Source organism: Streptomyces sp. TLI_053, from assembly GCF_900105395.1.
GTDB lineage: Bacteria > Actinomycetota > Actinomycetes > Streptomycetales > Streptomycetaceae > Kitasatospora.
In genome coordinates this window covers 5,396,464-5,414,026 of sequence record NZ_LT629775.1, presented here as the reverse complement: position 1 = coordinate 5,414,026, position 17,563 = coordinate 5,396,464, and the positions used below count along the sequence as shown (strand labels likewise).

19 protein-coding genes are annotated in these 17,563 nt (G+C 73.9%); 6 read left to right on the top strand and 13 right to left on the bottom strand.

Annotated features, from left to right (window positions below; translation table 11 throughout):
- Positions 1–63: 63 nt before the first annotated feature.
- From BLU95_RS22075 to BLU95_RS22060, 4 genes are all read right to left on the bottom strand, one after another.
- Positions 64–459 carry a PPOX class F420-dependent oxidoreductase gene (locus BLU95_RS22075; protein ID WP_093861549.1) on the bottom strand — a complete coding sequence of 132 codons (396 nt, stop codon included), beginning with the start codon at positions 457–459 and terminating at the stop codon, positions 64–66.
- 189 nt (positions 460–648) lie between these two features.
- The gene (ispF, locus tag BLU95_RS22070) at positions 649–1,149 is read right to left on the bottom strand and encodes a 2-C-methyl-D-erythritol 2,4-cyclodiphosphate synthase (protein ID WP_093861548.1); all 501 of its coding nucleotides are present in this window, start codon (positions 1,147–1,149) and stop codon (positions 649–651) included.
- Positions 1,139–1,897: a 2-C-methyl-D-erythritol 4-phosphate cytidylyltransferase gene (gene ispD / locus BLU95_RS22065; RefSeq protein ID WP_231978817.1), complete on the bottom strand. Its 759-nt coding sequence runs from the start codon at positions 1,895–1,897 to the stop codon at positions 1,139–1,141. Before ispD ends, ispF begins: the two co-directional genes overlap by 11 nt.
- A 257-nt stretch (positions 1,898–2,154) precedes the next feature.
- Positions 2,155–2,637, bottom strand: a complete 483-nt coding sequence (locus BLU95_RS22060; protein ID WP_030244332.1) for a CarD family transcriptional regulator — start codon at positions 2,635–2,637, stop codon at positions 2,155–2,157.
- Positions 2,638–3,050: 413 nt separating this feature from the next.
- On the opposite strand from BLU95_RS22060, the gene BLU95_RS22050 reads away from it, so the two are divergent.
- Positions 3,051–3,653: a hypothetical protein gene (locus tag BLU95_RS22050; RefSeq protein ID WP_093861546.1), complete on the top strand. Its 603-nt coding sequence runs from the start codon at positions 3,051–3,053 to the stop codon at positions 3,651–3,653.
- 177 nt (positions 3,654–3,830) lie between these two features.
- Here the strand turns inward: BLU95_RS22050 and phoP are convergent, their stop codons facing one another.
- Positions 3,831–4,523 carry a two-component system response regulator PhoP gene (gene phoP, locus BLU95_RS22045; protein WP_030305055.1) on the bottom strand — a complete coding sequence of 231 codons (693 nt, stop codon included), beginning with the start codon at positions 4,521–4,523 and terminating at the stop codon, positions 3,831–3,833.
- A 2-nt stretch (positions 4,524–4,525) separates the two neighbouring features.
- The gene (gene phoR, locus BLU95_RS22040) at positions 4,526–5,797 is read right to left on the bottom strand and encodes a two-component system sensor histidine kinase PhoR (RefSeq protein ID WP_093861545.1); all 1,272 of its coding nucleotides are present in this window, start codon (positions 5,795–5,797) and stop codon (positions 4,526–4,528) included.
- Between the two features lie 308 nt (positions 5,798–6,105).
- Between phoR and phoU the strand changes: the two genes are divergently transcribed.
- Together phoU and BLU95_RS42405 are read left to right on the top strand one after the other, a co-directional pair.
- Positions 6,106–6,789, top strand: a complete 684-nt coding sequence (gene phoU / locus BLU95_RS22035; protein WP_093861544.1) for a phosphate signaling complex protein PhoU — start codon at positions 6,106–6,108, stop codon at positions 6,787–6,789.
- Between the two features lie 202 nt (positions 6,790–6,991).
- Entirely contained in the window at positions 6,992–7,168 is a 177-nt protein-coding gene (locus BLU95_RS42405) for a hypothetical protein (protein WP_159424970.1), read from the top strand.
- A gap of 144 nt (positions 7,169–7,312) precedes the next feature.
- Here BLU95_RS42405 and BLU95_RS22030 read toward each other — a convergent pair whose 3' ends face one another.
- Positions 7,313–7,900 carry a lytic polysaccharide monooxygenase auxiliary activity family 9 protein gene (locus BLU95_RS22030; RefSeq protein ID WP_093861543.1) on the bottom strand — a complete coding sequence of 196 codons (588 nt, stop codon included), beginning with the start codon at positions 7,898–7,900 and terminating at the stop codon, positions 7,313–7,315.
- Between the two features lie 274 nt (positions 7,901–8,174).
- Positions 8,175–8,933 carry a phosphoglyceromutase gene (locus tag BLU95_RS22025; protein ID WP_093861542.1) on the bottom strand — a complete coding sequence of 253 codons (759 nt, stop codon included), beginning with the start codon at positions 8,931–8,933 and terminating at the stop codon, positions 8,175–8,177.
- 148 nt (positions 8,934–9,081) lie between these two features.
- On the opposite strand from BLU95_RS22025, the gene BLU95_RS22020 reads away from it, so the two are divergent.
- Positions 9,082–10,446, top strand: a complete 1,365-nt coding sequence (locus tag BLU95_RS22020) for an MDR family MFS transporter (protein WP_093861541.1) — start codon at positions 9,082–9,084, stop codon at positions 10,444–10,446.
- 86 nt (positions 10,447–10,532) lie between these two features.
- Here the strand turns inward: BLU95_RS22020 and BLU95_RS22015 are convergent, their stop codons facing one another.
- Together BLU95_RS22015 and mshA are read right to left on the bottom strand one after the other, a co-directional pair.
- Positions 10,533–11,072, bottom strand: coding sequence for a type III secretion system chaperone family protein (locus BLU95_RS22015; RefSeq protein WP_093861540.1), 540 nt, complete (start codon positions 11,070–11,072; stop codon positions 10,533–10,535).
- A gap of 98 nt (positions 11,073–11,170) precedes the next feature.
- Positions 11,171–12,562, bottom strand: a complete 1,392-nt coding sequence (mshA, locus tag BLU95_RS22010; protein ID WP_400751330.1) for a D-inositol-3-phosphate glycosyltransferase — start codon at positions 12,560–12,562, stop codon at positions 11,171–11,173.
- Positions 12,563–12,964: 402 nt separating this feature from the next.
- Between mshA and BLU95_RS22005 the strand changes: the two genes are divergently transcribed.
- Entirely contained in the window at positions 12,965–13,798 is an 834-nt protein-coding gene (locus BLU95_RS22005; RefSeq protein ID WP_093861538.1) for a class I SAM-dependent methyltransferase, read from the top strand.
- Between the two features lie 199 nt (positions 13,799–13,997).
- Here BLU95_RS22005 and BLU95_RS22000 read toward each other — a convergent pair whose 3' ends face one another.
- Positions 13,998–14,549 (bottom strand): O-acetyl-ADP-ribose deacetylase, encoded by a 552-nt coding sequence (locus BLU95_RS22000; RefSeq protein ID WP_093865043.1) that lies wholly within the window; start codon positions 14,547–14,549, stop codon positions 13,998–14,000.
- Positions 14,550–14,787: 238 nt separating this feature from the next.
- On the opposite strand from BLU95_RS22000, the gene BLU95_RS21995 reads away from it, so the two are divergent.
- A complete protein-coding gene (locus tag BLU95_RS21995) occupies positions 14,788–16,359 on the top strand; it encodes a PP2C family protein-serine/threonine phosphatase (RefSeq protein WP_093861537.1) in 1,572 nt (523 codons plus the stop codon).
- Positions 16,360–16,529: 170 nt separating this feature from the next.
- Here BLU95_RS21995 and BLU95_RS21990 read toward each other — a convergent pair whose 3' ends face one another.
- Both BLU95_RS21990 and BLU95_RS21985 read right to left on the bottom strand, forming a co-directional pair.
- On the bottom strand, positions 16,530–16,883 hold the full coding sequence (locus BLU95_RS21990) for a DUF2516 family protein (protein WP_093861536.1): 354 nt from the start codon (positions 16,881–16,883) through the stop codon (positions 16,530–16,532).
- Between the two features lie 138 nt (positions 16,884–17,021).
- Positions 17,022–17,552: a hypothetical protein gene (locus tag BLU95_RS21985; protein WP_093861535.1), complete on the bottom strand. Its 531-nt coding sequence runs from the start codon at positions 17,550–17,552 to the stop codon at positions 17,022–17,024.
- Positions 17,553–17,563: the final 11 nt, after the last annotated feature.

Sequence of the window (17,563 nt, the reverse complement as noted above, 5' to 3'; positions counted from 1 at the left end):
GTGACGTCCGGGTGGTGCCCCCGAGGGACCGCCCCGGGGACACCCCCTCCACTGCCGCCGGGCTCAGATCGAGCCGACGACCTTCCGCGGGGTGAGCCGCACGACCACCCGCACGTCGTCCGGGCCGTCGAAGCCGTACGTCGCCTCGCCCCGGTACTTCAGCGACAGCTCGTCGATCAGCTCCCGGCCGCCCTCCCGGGTCAGCGTGACCTCGCCGCGGACCTCGAGGTAGGTGTACGGGTTCTCCGGCGGGTTGACCAGCAGCGAGACCCGCGGGTCCTTCAGCAGGTTGAGGTGCTTGCGGCGCCCCTCGACGGTGGAGAACAGGATGTCCTCACCGTCGCGCTTCACCCAGACCACCGACGACTGCGGACTGCCGTCCGGCTGCAGGGTGGTGATCACGGCGAAGCTCTTGTCGTCGATCAGGGCCTTGGCCTGGTCGGAGAGGTTTGCGGCCATCGGGACCTCGTTCTTCTCGTCGAGCGGCGGTGGAAAGGCGACTGCTGGGGCGAACCCGCATCGAAGAGTAGCGATCCGGGCTCCGGCAAAGGGTGTTGAACACCCGTCACCCCCGGTCTATTTCCGCTGCGGGCGCCCCGGCCGGACACCGGGCCACCGCCGCCGACGGGCGGCGGGCCGCCGGACAGGTCAACGCCGTTCGTACACCAGGGCGGTGGCGATCGCGGCGAGACCCTCGGCCCGGCCGGTGAGACCGAGTCCGTCCGTGGTGGTGCCGGAGACCGAGACCGGGGCGCCGACCGCGGCGCCGAGCGCGGCCTGCGCCTCCGCCCGGCGCTTGCCGATCTTCGGCCGGATCCCGATCACCTGGATCGCCACGTTGCCGATCTCGAACCCGGCCTCGCGCACCAGCCGGGCCGCCTCCGCGAGCAGCTTCACCCCGGACGCGCCGGCCCACTCCGGGCGGTCGGTGCCGAAGTGCGCGCCCAGGTCACCGATCCCGGCGGCCGAGAACAGCGCGTCGCAGGCCGCGTGCGCGGCCACGTCGGCGTCCGAGTGCCCGGCCAGGCCGACCTCGGCGTCCGGCCACTCCAGCCCGGCCACCCACAGCGGGCGGCCGGGCTCGAAGGCGTGCACATCGGTGCCGATGCCCACCCGGGGCAGTACGGGGGCGTGCGGTTCAGTAGGCATCGGCGGCCCTCCGGCGGGCGAGTACGGCCTCGGCGAGGACGAGGTCCAGCGGACGGGTCACCTTGAAGGCCTCCTCGTGACCGGGCACCACGACCACCCGGCCGCCGAAGCGCTCCACCAGCCCGGCGTCGTCGGTGACCGGCGGCAGGTCGCCCCCGGCCCCCGCCGACTCCTCGGCCAGCGCCTTGGCGTGCACCTCCGCCAGGGTGTCCCGGCGGAAGCCCTGCGGGGTCTGCACCGCGCGCAGGGTGGCCCGGTCGGGCGTGTCGAGCACCGGCTCGGGCCCGCCCCGGACGGGCTCGACCCGCTTGACGGTGTCGGCCAGCGGCACCGCCGGCACCACCGCCTCGGCCCCGGCCCGGACGGCGGCCGCGACCGCGTCCACCACCTCGACCGGGACCAGCGGCCGGGCCGCGTCGTGCACCAGCACGATCCCGACCTCGGCCGGGATGGCGGCCAGTCCCAGCCGGACCGACTCCTGGCGGGTGTCGCCGCCGGCCACCACCCGGATGTCCTTGTCCTCCAGGCCGTGGCTGTCGAGCAGTGCGACCACCTCGGCCACGCCGTCGGCGGGGGCCGCGACCACGACCAGGCCGACGGCCCGGCTGCGGGTCAGCGCCCGGACCGCGTGCACCAGGAGCGGCACGCCGCCCAGGTCACGCAGGGCCTTGGGGGCGCCGGGTCCCAGTCGCTCGCCGCGGCCGGCGGCGGGAACCACTGCTGCTGCGATTGCTCCTGTGGCGTTCAGGTTTCACTCCTTCGGCGAAGTGGGTATGGCCATGGCGTGCACGACGGGCGTGGACCCCTTCCGAAGCACCACCGTCCTCCGCCCGCAAGATCAGCAGAAACGGTCATGCAGACCCGAGGCCCACCGGGCCGCCGGGTGCGGGGCGTCGTCCGGACACGCCTCAGCGCCCGAAGTGCCACTGCACCACCCTCGGACCGTCGGTCCGGTGGGCGGCGCGCCGGCATCGGGCGCTGTGAGCGTTGTGGAGCGGACGGCCGCTACGAGGCGAGCACCTCGTCGAGCAGCGTCTCCGCCTTGTCCTCGTTGGTGTTCTCCGCCAGCGCGAGCTCGCTGACGAGGATCTGGCGCGCCTTGGCGAGCATGCGCTTCTCTCCGGCGGAGAGGCCGCGCTCGCGCTCGCGACGCCAGAGGTCGCGCACAACCTCGGCGACCTTGATAACGTCACCCGAGGCGAGCTTCTCGAGATTCGCCTTGTAGCGACGGGACCAGTTGGTCGGCTCTTCGGTGTACGGTGCGCGAAGCACCTCGAAGACCCGGTCCAGACCCTCCTGGCCGACCACATCGCGCACGCCGACGAACTCCGCGTTCTCGGCGGGCACGCGGAGCGTCAGGTCTCCCTGCTGCACCTTGAGCACCAGGTAGGTCTTGTCCACACCTTTGATCTGGCGAATTTCGATGGCCTCGATCAGCGCGGCCCCGTGATGGGGGTAGACCACCGTGTCGCCAACCTTGAACGTCATGTGACAGGACCCCTTCCGTGGCTTTCCAGAATAACACGCTTTTCGGCGCACCCGAAGGGCGTTTTCGCAGGTCAGGGCCGGTCTCGGGGCTTGACAAGCACCCCCATGACGTGCTGCGACCGGTGTTCGAGGAGGGCTTCCCGCAGGTCGGAGGCGGTTCCGCTGCCCGCCGAAACCTCTGGCAACACTCCCGGAACCATGATTTGATCTTGGGTTTTCACCGTTTATCGGGCCGTTTCCCGATCGTGATCCGATCTTGGTCGATGATTGACCTGGACACGCGGACATGCCGCCGTCCGGACGTCCGGGCGGGCGGATCGTGACCCGAAGGGACCACCCCGTGAGGACGGCATAAGCGTGGTCGATAATCTGAACCTGACCTATCGACACGTGACCTAGGAGAAGCCGCCGCCGTGAGCCGCAGCCTTCGACGCGGCAGCATCGCCGCCATCGCCGCCCTCGCCATCGCCTCGCTGTCCTCCTGTGCCGCCGGGAACACCCCGGCCACCCTGGAGGTCAAGCCCGACAACGCGTCGGCGACCCTGGGCACCGACATCCGCCTGAACAACATCGTCGTGGTCACCGGGGACGAGTCCTCCGGCGAGCACACCGGCCCCGCCAACGTGACGGTGAACATCAGCAACAGCGGGACCGAGCCGATCGAGCTGCAGTCCATCACCGTCGGCGACGGGGCGGCCGCCTCCTTCGTCGACGAGAAGGGCGCCGCGCTGCCCGCCGTCGTCGTCCCGGCCGGCGGCGCGCTGCTGCTCGGCGGCCCGGGCAGCCCGACCGCCAAGGTCGCCTCCACCACCGTGAGCGTGGGCGGCTACGTGCCGGCCTCGTTCGGGTTCAAGAACCACGACAAGGTCGACGCCACGGCCCAGGTCAGCCCGAACAAGGGCCTCTACAAGGGCTACGGCCCGACCACCGCCCCGGCGGCCGTGCCGCCGAAGGCCACCGGCGCCACCACCCCGGCCGCTCCGGCCACGGCTACCACCGCGCCGGCCGCCCACTGAGTCACGGCCGCGGTTCCGGGCGCGCGCCCGCGGGACGCGCACCCGGGACCGGGTGACCCGCGCCCGGAACCGGGTGACCCGCGCCCGGGACCGGGCAGGACGAACGCCCCCTCCGGAAGGATCCGGAGGGGGCGTTCGCCCGTGCTTCGGACCGGCCCGCGAGGCCGGCCGTTCGGTCTACGGCTCGAACTTGTAGCCGAGGCCACGCACCGTGACCAGGTAGCGCGGAGCGCCCGGGTCCGGCTCGATCTTCGCGCGCAGGCGCTTGACGTGGACGTCCAGCGTCTTGGTGTCGCCGACGTAGTCCGCGCCCCAGACCCGGTCGATCAGCTGCATCCGGGTGAGCACCCGGCCGGCGTTGCGCAGCAGCATCTCCAGCAGGTCGAACTCCTTGAGCGGGAGGTCCACCTTGGCGCCGTCCACGGTCACCACGTGCCGGTCGACGTCCATCCGGACCGGGCCGGCCTCGAGCGCACCCGGGCCGCCGCCGTCGCCGGGGCCCTCGTTCTCGCCGCGGCGGCGCAGCACCGCGCGGATCCGGGCGACCAGCTCACGGGTGGAGTAGGGCTTGGTGACGTAGTCGTCCGCGCCTATTTCCAGCCCGACCACCTTGTCGATCTCGCTGTCCTTGGCGGTGACCATGATCACCGGGACGTTGGAGCGGACGCGGAGCTGGCGGCAGACCTCGGTGCCGGGCAGTCCCGGCAGCATCAGGTCGAGCAGGACGAGGTCGGCGCCGTTGCGTTCGAACTGCTCCAGGGCGTCGGGGCCGGTGGCGGCGATGGCCACCTCGAAGCCTTCCTTGCGGAGCATGTACGAGAGGGCGTCGCTGAACGACTCCTCGTCCTCGACCACCAGTACTCGGGTCACGATCAGGCCTCCGGGGCAAGCTGGGGAGTTGTTTCTGACAGGGAGTGCGGGGATCCGCCCACCAGGGGGCGGTCCACGGGGGCCTGCCCTGCGGGCAGGCGGAGGGTGAAGGTGGAGCCCTGGCCCTCGACGCTCCACACCGAGACGGTACCGCCGTGGGAGGCGGCCACGTGCTTGACGATGGAGAGGCCGAGACCGGTGCCGCCGGTCTGCCGGGAGCGCGCCGGGTCCACCCGGTAGAACCGTTCGAAGACCCGCTCGCGGTCCTTCTCCGAGATGCCGATGCCCTGGTCGGTCACGGAGATCTCGATGAGTTCGCCGTCCGCCTCGCCCAGGGCGGCGGCGCTGGAGATCCGGCGGGTGGCGATCGCCACCCTGGTCCGGGGCGGGCTGTAGTTGACGGCGTTCTCGACCAGGTTGCCGAGCGCGGCGGCCAGCTGCCCCCGGTTTCCGTGCAGGTAGAGGCCGGCGATGCCGCCGGCTGCGATCAGGATCTGCTTGGCGGCGGCCTGCTGGCGGCAACGGTCGATCGCCTCGGCGATCAGTTCGTCCACCGCGACCGGCTCCGGGTCGACCATCAGCCGGTCGTCCTGGACCCGGGACAGGTCGATGATCTCCTGGACCAGGCTGGCCAGCCTGGTCGCCTCGATCTGCATCCGCCCGGCGAAGCGCTGCACCGCCTCCGGGTCGTCGGCGGCGTCGGCGACCGCCTCGGAGAGCAGCGAGAGGGCGCCGACCGGGGTCTTGAGCTCGTGGCTGACATTGGCCACGAAGTCCCGGCGGACGGCCTCCACCCGGCGGCGCTCGGTCTGGTCCTCGACCAGCACCAGGACCAGCCGGGAGCCCAGCGGGGCGACCCGGACCGAGACCGCCAGCGGTTCGGCGGCCCGCGCCGCGCCCGGACGGGGCAGCTCCAGCTCGATCTGCCGGATCTCGCCGTCCCGGCGGGTGCCCCTGGCCAGCGCGAGCAGCTGGTCCAGGGCGACCGCGCCACCGCGGACCAGTCCCATCGCGTAGGCCGCCGAGCTGGCCTTGACCACCTCGTCGCCCTCGCCGAGCACGATCGCGCAGGAGCGCAGCACGGAGAGGACCGTGTCGACACCCGGCGGGAGCGGGGGTTCCTGCGCGGGGCCGAGGCCCTGATTCCGGTTGCTGCCGCTGTTCCTGCCCTTCGCCTGCTCGCGCTCGCTCCAGCGGAAAGCGATCGAGGCCGTGAGGCCGACGCCGAGCCCGGCTATGGCGCAGGCAGCGGCGGCGGCCACGTTCACGTCCATAGCGCCAGCCTAAGCGCACGATGCGGCCGCTCCCCCAGGGCCAGGTCAAGGGATCGACCACGCGTTGCCGAGAATTCACCTTCAGGTAGCTGCCGATTCACCGGAGGGGCCGTGCGCGGTCGCCCGGACGGCCCAGAGTGGGCGCCGGAGCCCGTGTGGGACGGGTGGCCCGGCCGAACAGCCGTCCGCCACCCCGGGTGCGCGCGTACGATGCGCGCCACCAGCAGCGGTCGCCGGTGCGCCGTTCGGACGGCCGCACCGGGTGACCGGTCGGCACCGCCACCGACACAGCTACTGAGGAGAGAACAATGCGCGACGCGTACCACGAGGAACTCGACTCGATCGGCGACAGCCTGGTCGAGATGGCCCGGCTGGTCGGTTCCGCCCTGGGGCGGGCCACCACCGCCCTCCTCGACGCGGACCTGGCGCTGGCGGAGAGCGTGATCGCCGCCGACGGCAAGGTCAACGACCTGCACCACGAGCTGGAGAACCGGGCGATCGACCTGCTCGCCCGCCAGCAGCCGGTCGCCACCGACCTGCGCATCGTCGTCACCTCGCTGCGGATGAGCGCCGACCTGGAGCGCTGCGGCGACCTCGCCCGCCACGTCGCCAAGGTCGCGCGGCTGCGCTACCCCGAGTGCGCCGTCCCGGCCGACCTGCACTCGACCGTCCTGGAGCTGGGCCAGCTCGCCCAGCGACTGGTGGCCAAGGCCGGCCTGGTGATCGCCACCAAGGACGTCGACAAGGCGCTCGAGCTGGAGCAGGACGACGACGCGATCGACGCGCTGCACCGTGAGCTGTTCGCGCACCTCATCGACGAGCGCTGGCACCACGGCATCGAGACCGCGGTGGACGTCACCCTGGTCGGCCGCTACTACGAGCGCTTCGCCGACCACGCGGTCTCGGTCGCCAAGCGCGTGGTGTACCTGGTGACCGGCGAGCACGTGGACGAGTTCGTCGCCGCCTCCGAGGCCGCGGCCCAGCTCGACTGACCTCCCGCCGGATGCCGTCCCGGACTCCTGTCCCGGACGGCACCCGGCCCCGGGAACGGGTAAACCCCGGCCGAGGGTGGTGGGGAAGCACGCGAGCGTGGACTCCCCACCACCGCGCGCCCGTTGACGCCTCCTCCGGTCGGCGGTTTCACTCGATCCCGTGGGCACCGAAGCGTGCCCGTCAGAAGGAGGGGTCCGCGCGATGAAGGCAAACCCGACCGGCCCGGCATCGGCTCCCGACACCGTGGAACCGCCCGCCCCCGGGCTGCTCCCCGTCCTCGCCGCCGGATGCGGCTGCGGTCCGGGCTGCGGCTGCGGCTGCCAGTCCGGCGCGCCCTGCCAGTGCGGCGGGGTCGACGGCGGCTGCTGCGGCCACTGAGAGGCGTCCGGCCCGGCCGCTCCGCCGGCCCCGTCCCCGGTACCGCCGCGGAGCTCCGGGGCGCGCGACCGCCGTGGGAGACGGCCGCACGCCCCGGACTCCTCACCGCCGGGACGCCGACGGGGTCCACCGGAACGACCGGCGTCAGAACCTGACGTCGGTGCAGGAGTAGAAGGCGTTGCCGGTGTCCGCGATCTCCCAGACCGCGACCACCACCTGGTGCCCGGTCCTGCCGCTCGGCAGGGTCGCGGTGTGGCTGAGGGTGCTGGGCACCTGCGTGCCGTTGTAGGGGACGTTCAGGAACGGGGTCGACTCCAGGTTGGCCCGGGTGACCTTCTGGGTGGCGTCGTAGCCCGCCTTGGTCAGGTAGTACTTGAAGCCGGTCGTGGCGTGCCGGGCGGTGAACTTCCAGGTGAAGGTGAGCCGCTGACCCGCCGAGACGGCGGTGGTCGGCCAGTTCCCGCCGCGCGGGTCGTCCAGTTCGGCGAACCGGCTGTTGCCGCCGGCGCAGATCGCGCCGTCGGCCGGGCCTCTGCTCGGGAAGCCCTTCGGCCCCTCGACGCTCTGCGGCTCCCACTGGATCGCGCCGCAGTTCTGCACGGTGCCCGCCGCGCACAGCGCGGCCCGGCTGGGCGGAGTACTGATGTAGCCGTGCGACTGGGCCGGCAGGGCGACCGCGACCGGCACCGACAGGGCGGCGATCACGGCTCCGACGACATGACGTGTGCGCATGGTGCTCCTCCGTGGGGGTGGATGGAGAGTGCGCCGAGCGCGGACACGCGCGCGTGGGGGCTTGGCATGCCTGCGCCGGGTGGCTGCTCACACGGTAGGAGCGCCCGCCGAAGGCGTCAATGGTCTGAACCACTTTTGCGTTGCGCCGAACTCCCCCTCACCACAAGGAGGTTGGAGGCGAAGGCCCCTCCCACGACGACGGGGCGGGGGCCCGGAACGACGACGGCCCCCACCGGCGCAGAATGCGCAGGCGGGGGCCGTTCCGGCAAGCGGCTTACTTCTTGCCCTGGTTCTTGACCGCCTCGATCGCGGCGGCGGCCGCGTCCGGGTCGAGGTAGCGGCCGCCGGGCACGGTGGGCTTGAAGTCGGCGTCCAGCTCGTAGACCAGCGGGATGCCGGTCGGGATGTTCAGGCCCGCGATGTCGGCGTCGGAGATGCCGTCGAGGTGCTTGACCAGCGCGCGCAGGCTGTTGCCGTGGGCGGTGACCAGCACCGTCCGGCCAGCGGCGAGGTCCGGGACGATGGCGTCGTACCAGTACGGCAGCATCCGCTCGACGACGTCCTGGAGGCACTCGGTGCGCGGGCGCAGCTCGCTCGGGATCCCGGCGTAACGGGCGTCGCCGGCCTGCGAGTACTCGGAGTCGTCGGCCAGCACCGGCGGCGGGGTGTCGTACGAACGGCGCCAGAGCTGGAACTGCTCCTCGCCGAACTCCGCCAGGGTCTGGGCCTTGTCCTTGCCCTGGAGCGCACCGTAGTGGCGCTCGTTCAGGCGCCAGCTGCGGCTGACCGGGATCCAGTGGCGGTCGGCCTTGTCCAGGGCGATCTGCGAGGTGCGGATCGCCCGGCGCAGCAGCGAGGTGTGCAGGACGTCCGGGAGGTAGCCCTCGGCGGCGAGCAGCTCGCCGCCGCGCGCGGCCTCCTTCTCGCCCTTCTCGTTGAGGTCGACGTCGACCCAACCGGTGAACAGGTTCTTCTGGTTCCACTCGCTCTCGCCGTGGCGGAGCAGGATGAGTCGGTACGTCGTGTCAGCCATGGCGCCCAGCTTAGTGGAGCCCGATAAAACCCCTGGTGGGCGGACCCCCCGACAGGTAAGGTGTGCATCGCATCAGTGACACTTACCTTTCCGCCGAGCGGTCCTGCCCGCGTGCCCGGCGGTCGGCCGCCTGCCCGGGAGCCCCCACATGCCCGTTTTCGTTCCGGCCCGCGTGGTCGGAGCCGTCACCGAAGCCATGAGCGGACTGCCGCGGCAGTTCTGGTGGCTCTGGACCAGCACCCTGATCAACAAGCTGGGCGCGTTCGTGGTCACCTTTCTCGCACTCTACTTGACCACCGAGCGGGGCTACTCGGCCTCCTACGCGGGGCTGGTCGCCTCGCTGTTCGGCCTGGGCTCGGCGGTCGCCTCGCTCGTCGCCGGGGTGCTGAGCGACCGGATCGGACGGCGGCCGACGCTGGTCGCCGCGCAGCTCGGCACCGCGCTGTTCACCGCGGTGCTCGGCTTCACCGACGGCCAGGTGGCCATCGCGGTGGTCGCCTTCCTGGTCGGCTTCTGCAACAACGCGACCCGGCCCGCCACCTCGGCGATCATCGCGGACATCGTGCCCGCCGAGGACCGGGTCCGCGCCTTCGCGCTGAACTACTGGGCGATCAACATCGGCTTCGGCCTCTCCGCGGCGGCGGCGGGCCTGATCGCCACCCACGGCTACCTCACGCTCTTCCTGCTGGACGCGCTCTCCACGGTGGTCTGCGCGGTGGTGATCTTCGTCCGCATCCCCGAGACCAGGCCGGACACGCCCGCCGCGACCGCGGACGGCCCGAGGACGCGGCCGGCGATCGGCCTCGCCGCGGTCTTCCGGGACGCCCGCTTCATGGCGGTGGTGGTGCTCAACCTGCTGCTCGCCCTGGTCGCGCAGCAGGGCTCCACCACGCTGGCCGTGGACATGGGCCGGGCCGGCATCACCGCCACCCAGTACGGCCTGGTGATCGGCCTCAACGGCCTGCTCATCGTGGTGCTCCAGATCCCGGTCACCCGGTGGATGGAGAACCGGGACCGGACGGCGCTGCTCGTCGCCAGCGCGCTGTTCATCGGCTGGGGCTTCGGCCTGACCGCACTGGCCGGCTCCTCGGCGTGGTTCTACGCCTTCACCGTCGCGGTCTGGACGCTCGGCGAGATCCTGAACGCGCCGACCATGATGGGCCTGGTCGCCGAGCTGTCGCCGGCCGAGGCCCGCGGGCGCTACCAGGGCGTGTACTCGCTCTCCTGGTCGCTCGCCTCGTTCCTCGGGCCGGCCGCGGGCGGGGTGCTGCTGGAGCGGGCCGGCAGCGGAGTGATGTGGGGGGCTTGCGCGGTGCTCGGCACGGTCGCCGCGGGCGGGTACGTCCTGCTCGGCCGACGGCCGGGGGCGGCGCTGGCGAAGTCGGACGTGGTGGGGACGGGAACGGCGGGCACGGCCACGGGATCAGCGGCCACGGGAACGGCGGGCACGGGAACGGCGCGGGTGGTCCCGGCGGCGAGTGCCGAGCCGGAGCGGGCCGCGACCGGGGGCTGAGCCTTCCGGCCCGCCCGGCGCCCGCCGGACCCGCACCTCCGGCCCGCGGCTCCGGCCCTACCCTCCGGCCCGGCCGTCGCAGCCCGCTACTCGGCGGCGGGCGCCGCCGCGACGGGGTCCGGGACCGGACCGGCCAGGTGGGCGAAGGCGGACAGATTGCGGGTCGACTCCCCGCGCTTGGTGCGCCACTCCCACTCCCGCCGGATCGCGGTGGCGAAGCCCAGCTCCAGCAGGGTGTTGAACGGCTCGTCGGCGTTCTCCAGCACCGTGCCCAGCAGCCGGTCCACGGTGTCCGGGGTCAGCGCCTCCAGCGGCAGCCGGCCCGCCAGGTAGACGTCCCCGAGCCGGTCGACCGCGTACGCCACGCCGTAGAGACGGGTGTTGCGCTCCAGCAGCCAGCGGTAGACGGCCTCGTGGTTCTCGTCCGGACGCCGGACCACGAAGGCGTTGACCGAGAGGGTGTGGTCACCGATCCGCAGCGCACAGGTGGTGCTCAGCTTCCGGGTGCCCGGGAGGGTCGCCACCACGGTGTACGGGTCGGCGGCGGCCGGCTCCCAGGCCACCCCGGCCTCGTCCAGGGCGGTGCGCAGGAGGGTCAGGGCCTCGTCCTTGGTGCGGAATGCCATGGGACTGACGTTACTCGGGAGTACGGCCGCGCGCAGCAGCACCCACCGGTCCGGGGCCGGCGCCGGGCGGCCGGGTCCGCCGCCCGCGCCCCGGCCGCTCAGGCGAGCAGCCTGCGGGCCCCGGTCAGCCGGCCGGACGGACGGGCCAGGGTGCCGGCGTACACCTCGGCGGTGGTCGCGGCCGCGGTGTCCCAGCCGAAGCCCGCCGCGTGCCGCGCCGCCGCACCGCCCCGCCGGACCACCAGCTCCGGGTCGACCACGTACGGCTCCAGCGCCCGCGACCAGTCCGCCGGGTCGTGGCCGTGCACCAGGGTGCCCGTCACCCCGTCCCGGACGGCGACCGGCAGGCCGCCCACCGCGGCCGCGACCACCGGCGTGCCGCAGGCCTGCGCCTCCAGCGCGACCAGCCCGAAGGACTCGCTGTACGAGGGCATCACCAGCGCGGTCGCGGCCCGGTACCACTCGGCGAGCATCGCCTGGCCGACCGGCGGGTGGAAGCGCACCACGTCACCGATGCCCAGCTGGGCGGCCAGCTTGTGCAGGCTCTCCGGACGGGCCAGGCCGGTGCCGGACGGACCGCCGACCACCGGCACCACCAGCCGCTCACGCAGCTCGGGACGCCGCTCCAGCAGCACCGCCACCGCGCGCAGCAGCACGTCCGGGGCCTTCAGCGGCTGGATCCGGCCGGCGAAGAGCAGCACCGCCGCGTCGGCGGGCAGCCCCAGCCCGGCCCGGGCGGCGCGGCGGGCCTCCGCCGTGCCCGGGGCACCGGCCCCGCCGGGGCGGAAGACGTCCAGGTTGACGCCCGGGTGGACCACGGCCAGCTGCTCGGGGCGGGCGGCGTAGAAGCGGGCCAGCTCGGCGGCCTCCTCGGTGGTGTTGGCGATCAGCCGGTCGGCCGCCTCCACCACCTGGGTCTCGCCGATCACCCGGGCCGCCGGCTCGGGGGTGTCGCCCTCGGCCAGCGCCGCGTTCTTCACCTTCGCCATGGTGTGCATGGTGTGCACCAGCGGGACGCCCCAGCGCTGCGCGGCCAGCCAGCCGACCTGGCCGGAGAGCCAGTAGTGCGAGTGGACCAGGTCGTAGTGCCCGGGCCGGTGGCCGGCCTCGGTGCGCAGCACCCCGTGGGTGAAGGCGCACAGCTGGGCCGGCAGGTCCTCCTTGACCAGGCCCTCGTACGGGCCGGCCGTGACGTGCCGCACCAGCACGCCCGGGGCCAGCTCCACGGTCGGCTCGTCGTCCGAGCAGATCGACCGGGTGAAGACCTCGACCTCGATGTTGAGCGCGGCCAGGCGCTTCGCCAGCTCCACGATGTAGACGTTCATGCCGCCCGCGTCGCCCGTGCCCGGCTGGTGCAGCGGGGAGGTGTGGACACTGAGCATCGCTATCCGGCGCGGGCGGCGCCGGCCGGCCTGCACGAGCGACTGGAGCCGGCCGCGCGCGGGCGTGGCCGGCTGGGCACGGCGTACCGAACGGACGGGGTGCTGGATCACCTGGCTGAAGCCTCCTCGTGTGCTGCCCGCCTCGCAGCCCCTGCCTGCTGCCGGCTGTTCCGGTGTGTGCTGTTCCGGTGTGTGCGCCGCCGCCCACAGCGCCCGGCCGGGACACCCGCCCCGGGGGCGCGCGCCGGCCTGCCGCCCCGTCCGGGCACACATCACCACCAGTCTGCCAACCACGCGATCGGCGACCGGCATTCCCGGGTCGCCGGACGAGATGGCCCGCGCCGGCCGGGGCCGGTGCCCGGAGGCCCGGTCCCGGCACCCTCCCGGCACCGTCGCGGGTGTGCTCGGGGCCCGCCCCGGGGGCGACCCGCGGTACCGCATGCGGGCAGCGCGGGCCCGCCCGGGACGGGCCCGCCGTCCGGCCCCCGCCGGGCCCGTACCCTGAGGGACATGGCCGCCTCCTCCTTCGATTCCGCGCCCGCGCCCGCCCGCGGACCGGTCCGGCGGCCGGTGGGCACCGTGACCCGCGGCACCACCAACACCAACCGGCTGCGGCGGATGGACCGCTGGATCGCCCACACGCTCGGGCCCGCGCTGCGGTCCGCCGACCGCCCGCCGACCGCCGTCGACCTCGGGTACGGCGCCGCCCCGTGGACGGCGGTCGAGCTGTCCGGGAGGCTGCGGACGGTACGGCCGGACGTCCGGGTGGTCGGGATCGAGATCGAACCGGCCCGGGTCGCCGCTGCGCTGCCGTACGCGGTGCCGCCGCTGCTGACCTTCCGGCGCGGCGGCTTCGAGGTCCCGCTGGACGGCGGCGGGTCCGCCCAGCTGATCCGGGCCGCCAATGTGCTGCGCCAGTACGACGAGTCCCAGGTGGCCTCGGTCTGGGAGCGGCTGCGCTCCCGGCTGTCCCCGGACGGGCTGCTGGTCGAGGGCACCTGCGACGAGATCGGCCGCCGGCACGTCTGGGTGGCGCTCGGCCCGGAGGGGCCCAGGACGGTCACCTTCGCGGCCCGGCTGGGCGGCCTCGAGCGGCCGTCCGACCTGGCCGAACGGCTGCCGAAGGCGCTGATCCACCACAACGTGCCGGGCCAGCCGGTGCACGCGTTCCTCCGCGACTTCGACCGCGCCTGGGCCGCGGCCGCGCCCTACGGGGCGTTCGGCGCCCGGCAGCGCTGGGTGGCCGCCTGCACCGCGCTGGCCGGGGCCTGGCCACTGGTGGACGCGCGCGGCCGGTGGCGGCAGGGCGAGGTCACCCTGCCCTGGACGGCCCTGGCTCCGTGACCGCCGGGCCCCTCGCGCCGGGCCTTTCGCGCCGGGCCCGGCCGCCGAAGCCGCCGAAGCCTCTCCTGCCGACGGCGGCCCCGGCCCCGGCCGACCGGGCGCCCGCGAGCGAGTCCACGGATTCACTCGAACGAGTTATCGAATATCTCTGGCGTGTTGACGCCCCGTCACGCCACCATGGGGACACCCGGTCAGCACCTCACTCCCGCCCCGTCAGCCCCAGCTCCCGTCCGACCCCGGCGAAGACGTCGTACATCTCCGCCCCGAACAACACGAACCGCACTTCCTCCGGCCCGTCCTCGCGCTCCGCCACCACCGCCGCGACGGTCCGGAGCCCGATCCTGGCCGCATCAGCCGGCGGCCACCCGTAGACCCCGGCCGACACGGCCGGGAAGGCCACCGTGCGCGCGCCCAGCTCCGCCGCCACCCGGAGCGACTCGCGGTAGCAGGAGGCCAGCAGCTCCGCCCGTTCCTCGTACTCGTCCGCCAGATGGACCGGCCCCACGGTGTGCACCACCCAGCGGGCCGGGAGATCACCGGCCGTGGTCGCTACCGCCCGCCCGGTGGCCAGCCCCCGCCCGTACTGTGAGGCCCGCAGCTCGCGGCACTCCGCCAGAATCCGCGGTCCGCCCCGGCGGTGGATCGCCCCGTCCACCCCGCCGCCACCCAACAACGAGGAATTGGCGGCGTTCACCACCACGTCCACCTGCTGCGCCGTGATGTCACCCTCGACCAGGGTGATGCGCGTCACCATGTCACAACCCCTCTCCAGACCCGACCCGGTGCCCGCCCCACGGGCCACCGCCGACTTCCCCGCCCCGTCCGTCACACTGCCACCGGCGTGGCACGAGCCACAACGGCGCCGGCCGGCCAGAGAAATCCCCGGAGATCACGTTATGGTCGCGAGAAGTTCCCCGACGCAGGGTGCCGAGCGGGCACTGCGGACGGACCTCGGCCGTTACGCATTCGGGGAAAGGGAGGATCAGTCGATGCCCGCAACGGGAGACGGGCGGGCACCTGGTGCCACGGGCTCGCCGGGCGCCACGGGCGGCGCCCGTACCGGGCATGCCCAGGACCGGTCCGCCCCCGAAGCACCCGCCCACGGCTGTGCCCCCGACCGCGCCCCGGCGCCGGGGCAGCATCCGGCCCGGCCGCCGGAACGCCGGGCGGACCGGCGGTCGGACCGCCCCGCCAGGGCCGCCGCGCCGATACCCCACCCCCGGTCGAAGGCCGCCGCCGGCCCGGCGCCGTCCACCGGACCGGCCGCTCCCCCCGCCACCGCCCCGCTCAAGCTGCTGGTCATCGAGGACGACGCCACCGACGCCCAGCTGCTCAAGGCCGCGGTGGCCGACAGCGGCGCCCCGATCGAGATCCACTGGACCCGCGGCCTCGACCAGGCCTTCGGGCTCCTCGCCCCCACCTCCTCCGGCTCCCGGCGCGGCCGGTCGCGCGGCGGCGACCACGGCCGCGGCGACTTCAGCTGCGTCCTGCTCGACCTCGCCGCCCCCGCCGACCTGCCCCACCCCTCGGACCCGTCCGACGGCCTGGAGGGCCTGCACGAACTGCTCCGCCGAGCCCCGCACACCGCCGTCGTGGTGCTCACCGACGCCGCCGGCGCCGAGCTCGGAGCGGCCGCCGTGGCCGCCGGGGCCCAGGACTTCCTGATCAAGAACGAGACCGACGGCCCGCTGCTCGCCCGCGCCCTGCGGTACGCCGTCGAACGCAAGCGCGCCGACGAGTCGCAGCGCCGGCTCGTCGAGGCCGAGCTGCGCGGCCAGGAGAACGCCCGCCTCCAGCGCCATCTGCTGCCCACCCCGCTGCTGGACGGCGCGAACCTCTCCTTCACCCGCCGCTACCGGCCCGGCCGCCGCCGCGCCCTGCTCGGCGGCGACTTCTACGACGCGGTCCGCACCGACGACGGCACCGTCCACGTGGTGATCGGCGACGTCTGCGGCCACGGCCCCGACGAGGCCGCGCTCGGGGTGGCGCTCCGGATAGCGTGGCGCACCCTGGTCTTCGCCGGCCTCACCGGCGAGACCCTGCTGACCACCCTCCAGCACGTCCTGGAGCACGAACGGCGCAGCGACGAGATCTTCGCGACGCTCTGCATGCTGATCATCGAGCCGGCCGACGCCGGCGCCCCCGGGTCCGTCGAACGGGCCCGGCTCTACCTCGCCGGCCATCCCCCGCCGCTGCTGCTCGGCGAGGACCACACCCCGATCGGGCTCCCCGCCGAACACGCCGGCCCCGCCCTCGGGCTGCTCCCCTGCGACGACGGCCAGGCCGTCTGGCCGTCGCACACCTTCGAGCTGCGCCGCGGCTGGCGGCTGCTGCTCTACACGGACGGGCTGATCGAGGGCCGGATCGGCGCCGGTTCGCGCCGGCTCGGTCAGGACGGCCTGGCCGAGCTGATCGGCGACCACCAGTCCGCCGGGCTCACCCGGGGGCGGCTGGTCGACAGCGCGATCGCCGAGGTCGAGGAGCTGAACGGCGGCGCCCTGACGGACGACGTCGCGGTGCTGCTGCTGGAGCGCAACCCGGCGCAGCTGATCCTGGGCTGACGGCCGGCAGCCGGACGGCACGAGGGCGGCCGGCCGGGAGCAGGACGGCCGCGAGCAGGACGGCCGCGAGCAGGCAGCACGGAGCCCCGGTGTCCGGGCGGGTGGACCCGCCGGACGACCGGGGCTCGGCACTGCCTGCTGTCAGGACCCGACACCGGGGCCGGTACGGCCTACCAGGGCCCGTACGGCCCCATGTTGCGCTGGTCGCCCCGGCCGCCGCCGCGATCGGTGAGCGCCCGGATCGCCGGGCGGACGTCGACCACGTAGACGATCGCGGCGACCAGGCCCCCCAGGGTGAGGAAGCTGGTCATGAAGTTGGCCCCGAAGAGCAGGTCCAGGCCGAACGCGACACCGAGGACCGCCAGCCAGAAACCCTTGGTCTTCTTGTCGGCCGCCCGGTACCCGTCCTCCGGGCGGGTGGCGGCGTCGACCAGCGCGAACAGCTTGTAGCCCAGGATGGCGACGGCCAGCCACCAGAACGGGTTCAAGTAGTCCAGGATCAGAATCTGGGCCACTCCGCCCATCACGGCCTCCTCTGCGTCTCGCTGCGGCACACCTGCCCGTCCATCCTGGCACGGCGCACGGTCCACCACGGGGTCAAACGGCCCGGCGGCACCAGACGTGCCCCGGGGTGCCGGGCCTCCGGCCCGGCCCGCCCCGAGCTACTCCGCGCTCTTGCGGGCCCGGCCGCGCTTCGGGGCGACGGGCGCCTCGTCCTCGACCAGCTCGCCCTCGACCAGCTCACCGGCCTCCGCGGACTCCGCGTCCACCCGCTCGGCGACGGCCTCGCCCGCACCGGCGGCGGCGGCGTCGGCGCCACGGCCCCGGTCCACCGCGACCTTGCCGCGCTCGGCCAGCTCGTCGTAGGTCTCCTTTGCCTTGACCGCCAGCTCGACCGCGCGGCCGACCTGCTGGAGGGCGAAGCTCTGCGCCTTCTCCTGCAGCACCTTCAGGTCGGTCGGCAGGGCGGTCACCGAGCCGCTGACCTTGGCCTGCGCGTCGACCAGCCGGGCCTGGGCCTCGGCCAGCGCGGCGGCGGCCTTCTCCTGGGTGCCCTTGCGGTCTGCCGCGAGTGCCTCCACCCGGCCCGGCACCTCGCGCAGCTTCTCGTAGGCGAGGTCCCCGGCGCCGGCGAGGGCGTAGAGCGGGGTGGGGTCGGTCAGGGTCTTCTTGATGTCGTCCGTGATCGGCATGGCCGGTCCTC

What these genes read in the sequence shown, in the direction of transcription:
- BLU95_RS22075 (WP_093861549.1), bottom strand. Translation starts at nt 459, where the DNA reads ATGGCCGCAAACCTCTCCGACCAGGCCAAGGCCCTGATCGACGACAAG.
- ispF (WP_093861548.1), bottom strand. Translation starts at nt 1,149, where the DNA reads ATGCCTACTGAACCGCACGCCCCCGTACTGCCCCGGGTGGGCATCGGC.
- BLU95_RS22060 (WP_030244332.1), bottom strand. Translation starts at nt 2,637, where the DNA reads ATGACGTTCAAGGTTGGCGACACGGTGGTCTACCCCCATCACGGGGCC.
- phoR (WP_093861545.1), bottom strand. Translation starts at nt 5,797, where the DNA reads ATGGACGTGAACGTGGCCGCCGCCGCTGCCTGCGCCATAGCCGGGCTC.
- phoU (WP_093861544.1), top strand. Translation starts at nt 6,106, where the DNA reads ATGCGCGACGCGTACCACGAGGAACTCGACTCGATCGGCGACAGCCTG.
- BLU95_RS42405 (WP_159424970.1), top strand. Translation starts at nt 6,992, where the DNA reads ATGAAGGCAAACCCGACCGGCCCGGCATCGGCTCCCGACACCGTGGAA.
- BLU95_RS22030 (WP_093861543.1), bottom strand. Translation starts at nt 7,900, where the DNA reads ATGCGCACACGTCATGTCGTCGGAGCCGTGATCGCCGCCCTGTCGGTG.
- BLU95_RS22025 (WP_093861542.1), bottom strand. Translation starts at nt 8,933, where the DNA reads ATGGCTGACACGACGTACCGACTCATCCTGCTCCGCCACGGCGAGAGC.
- BLU95_RS22020 (WP_093861541.1), top strand. Translation starts at nt 9,082, where the DNA reads ATGCCCGTTTTCGTTCCGGCCCGCGTGGTCGGAGCCGTCACCGAAGCC.
- BLU95_RS22015 (WP_093861540.1), bottom strand. Translation starts at nt 11,072, where the DNA reads ATGGCATTCCGCACCAAGGACGAGGCCCTGACCCTCCTGCGCACCGCC.
- BLU95_RS22005 (WP_093861538.1), top strand. Translation starts at nt 12,965, where the DNA reads ATGGCCGCCTCCTCCTTCGATTCCGCGCCCGCGCCCGCCCGCGGACCG.
- BLU95_RS21995 (WP_093861537.1), top strand. Translation starts at nt 14,788, where the DNA reads ATGCCCGCAACGGGAGACGGGCGGGCACCTGGTGCCACGGGCTCGCCG.
- BLU95_RS21990 (WP_093861536.1), bottom strand. Translation starts at nt 16,883, where the DNA reads ATGGGCGGAGTGGCCCAGATTCTGATCCTGGACTACTTGAACCCGTTC.
- BLU95_RS21985 (WP_093861535.1), bottom strand. Translation starts at nt 17,552, where the DNA reads ATGCCGATCACGGACGACATCAAGAAGACCCTGACCGACCCCACCCCG.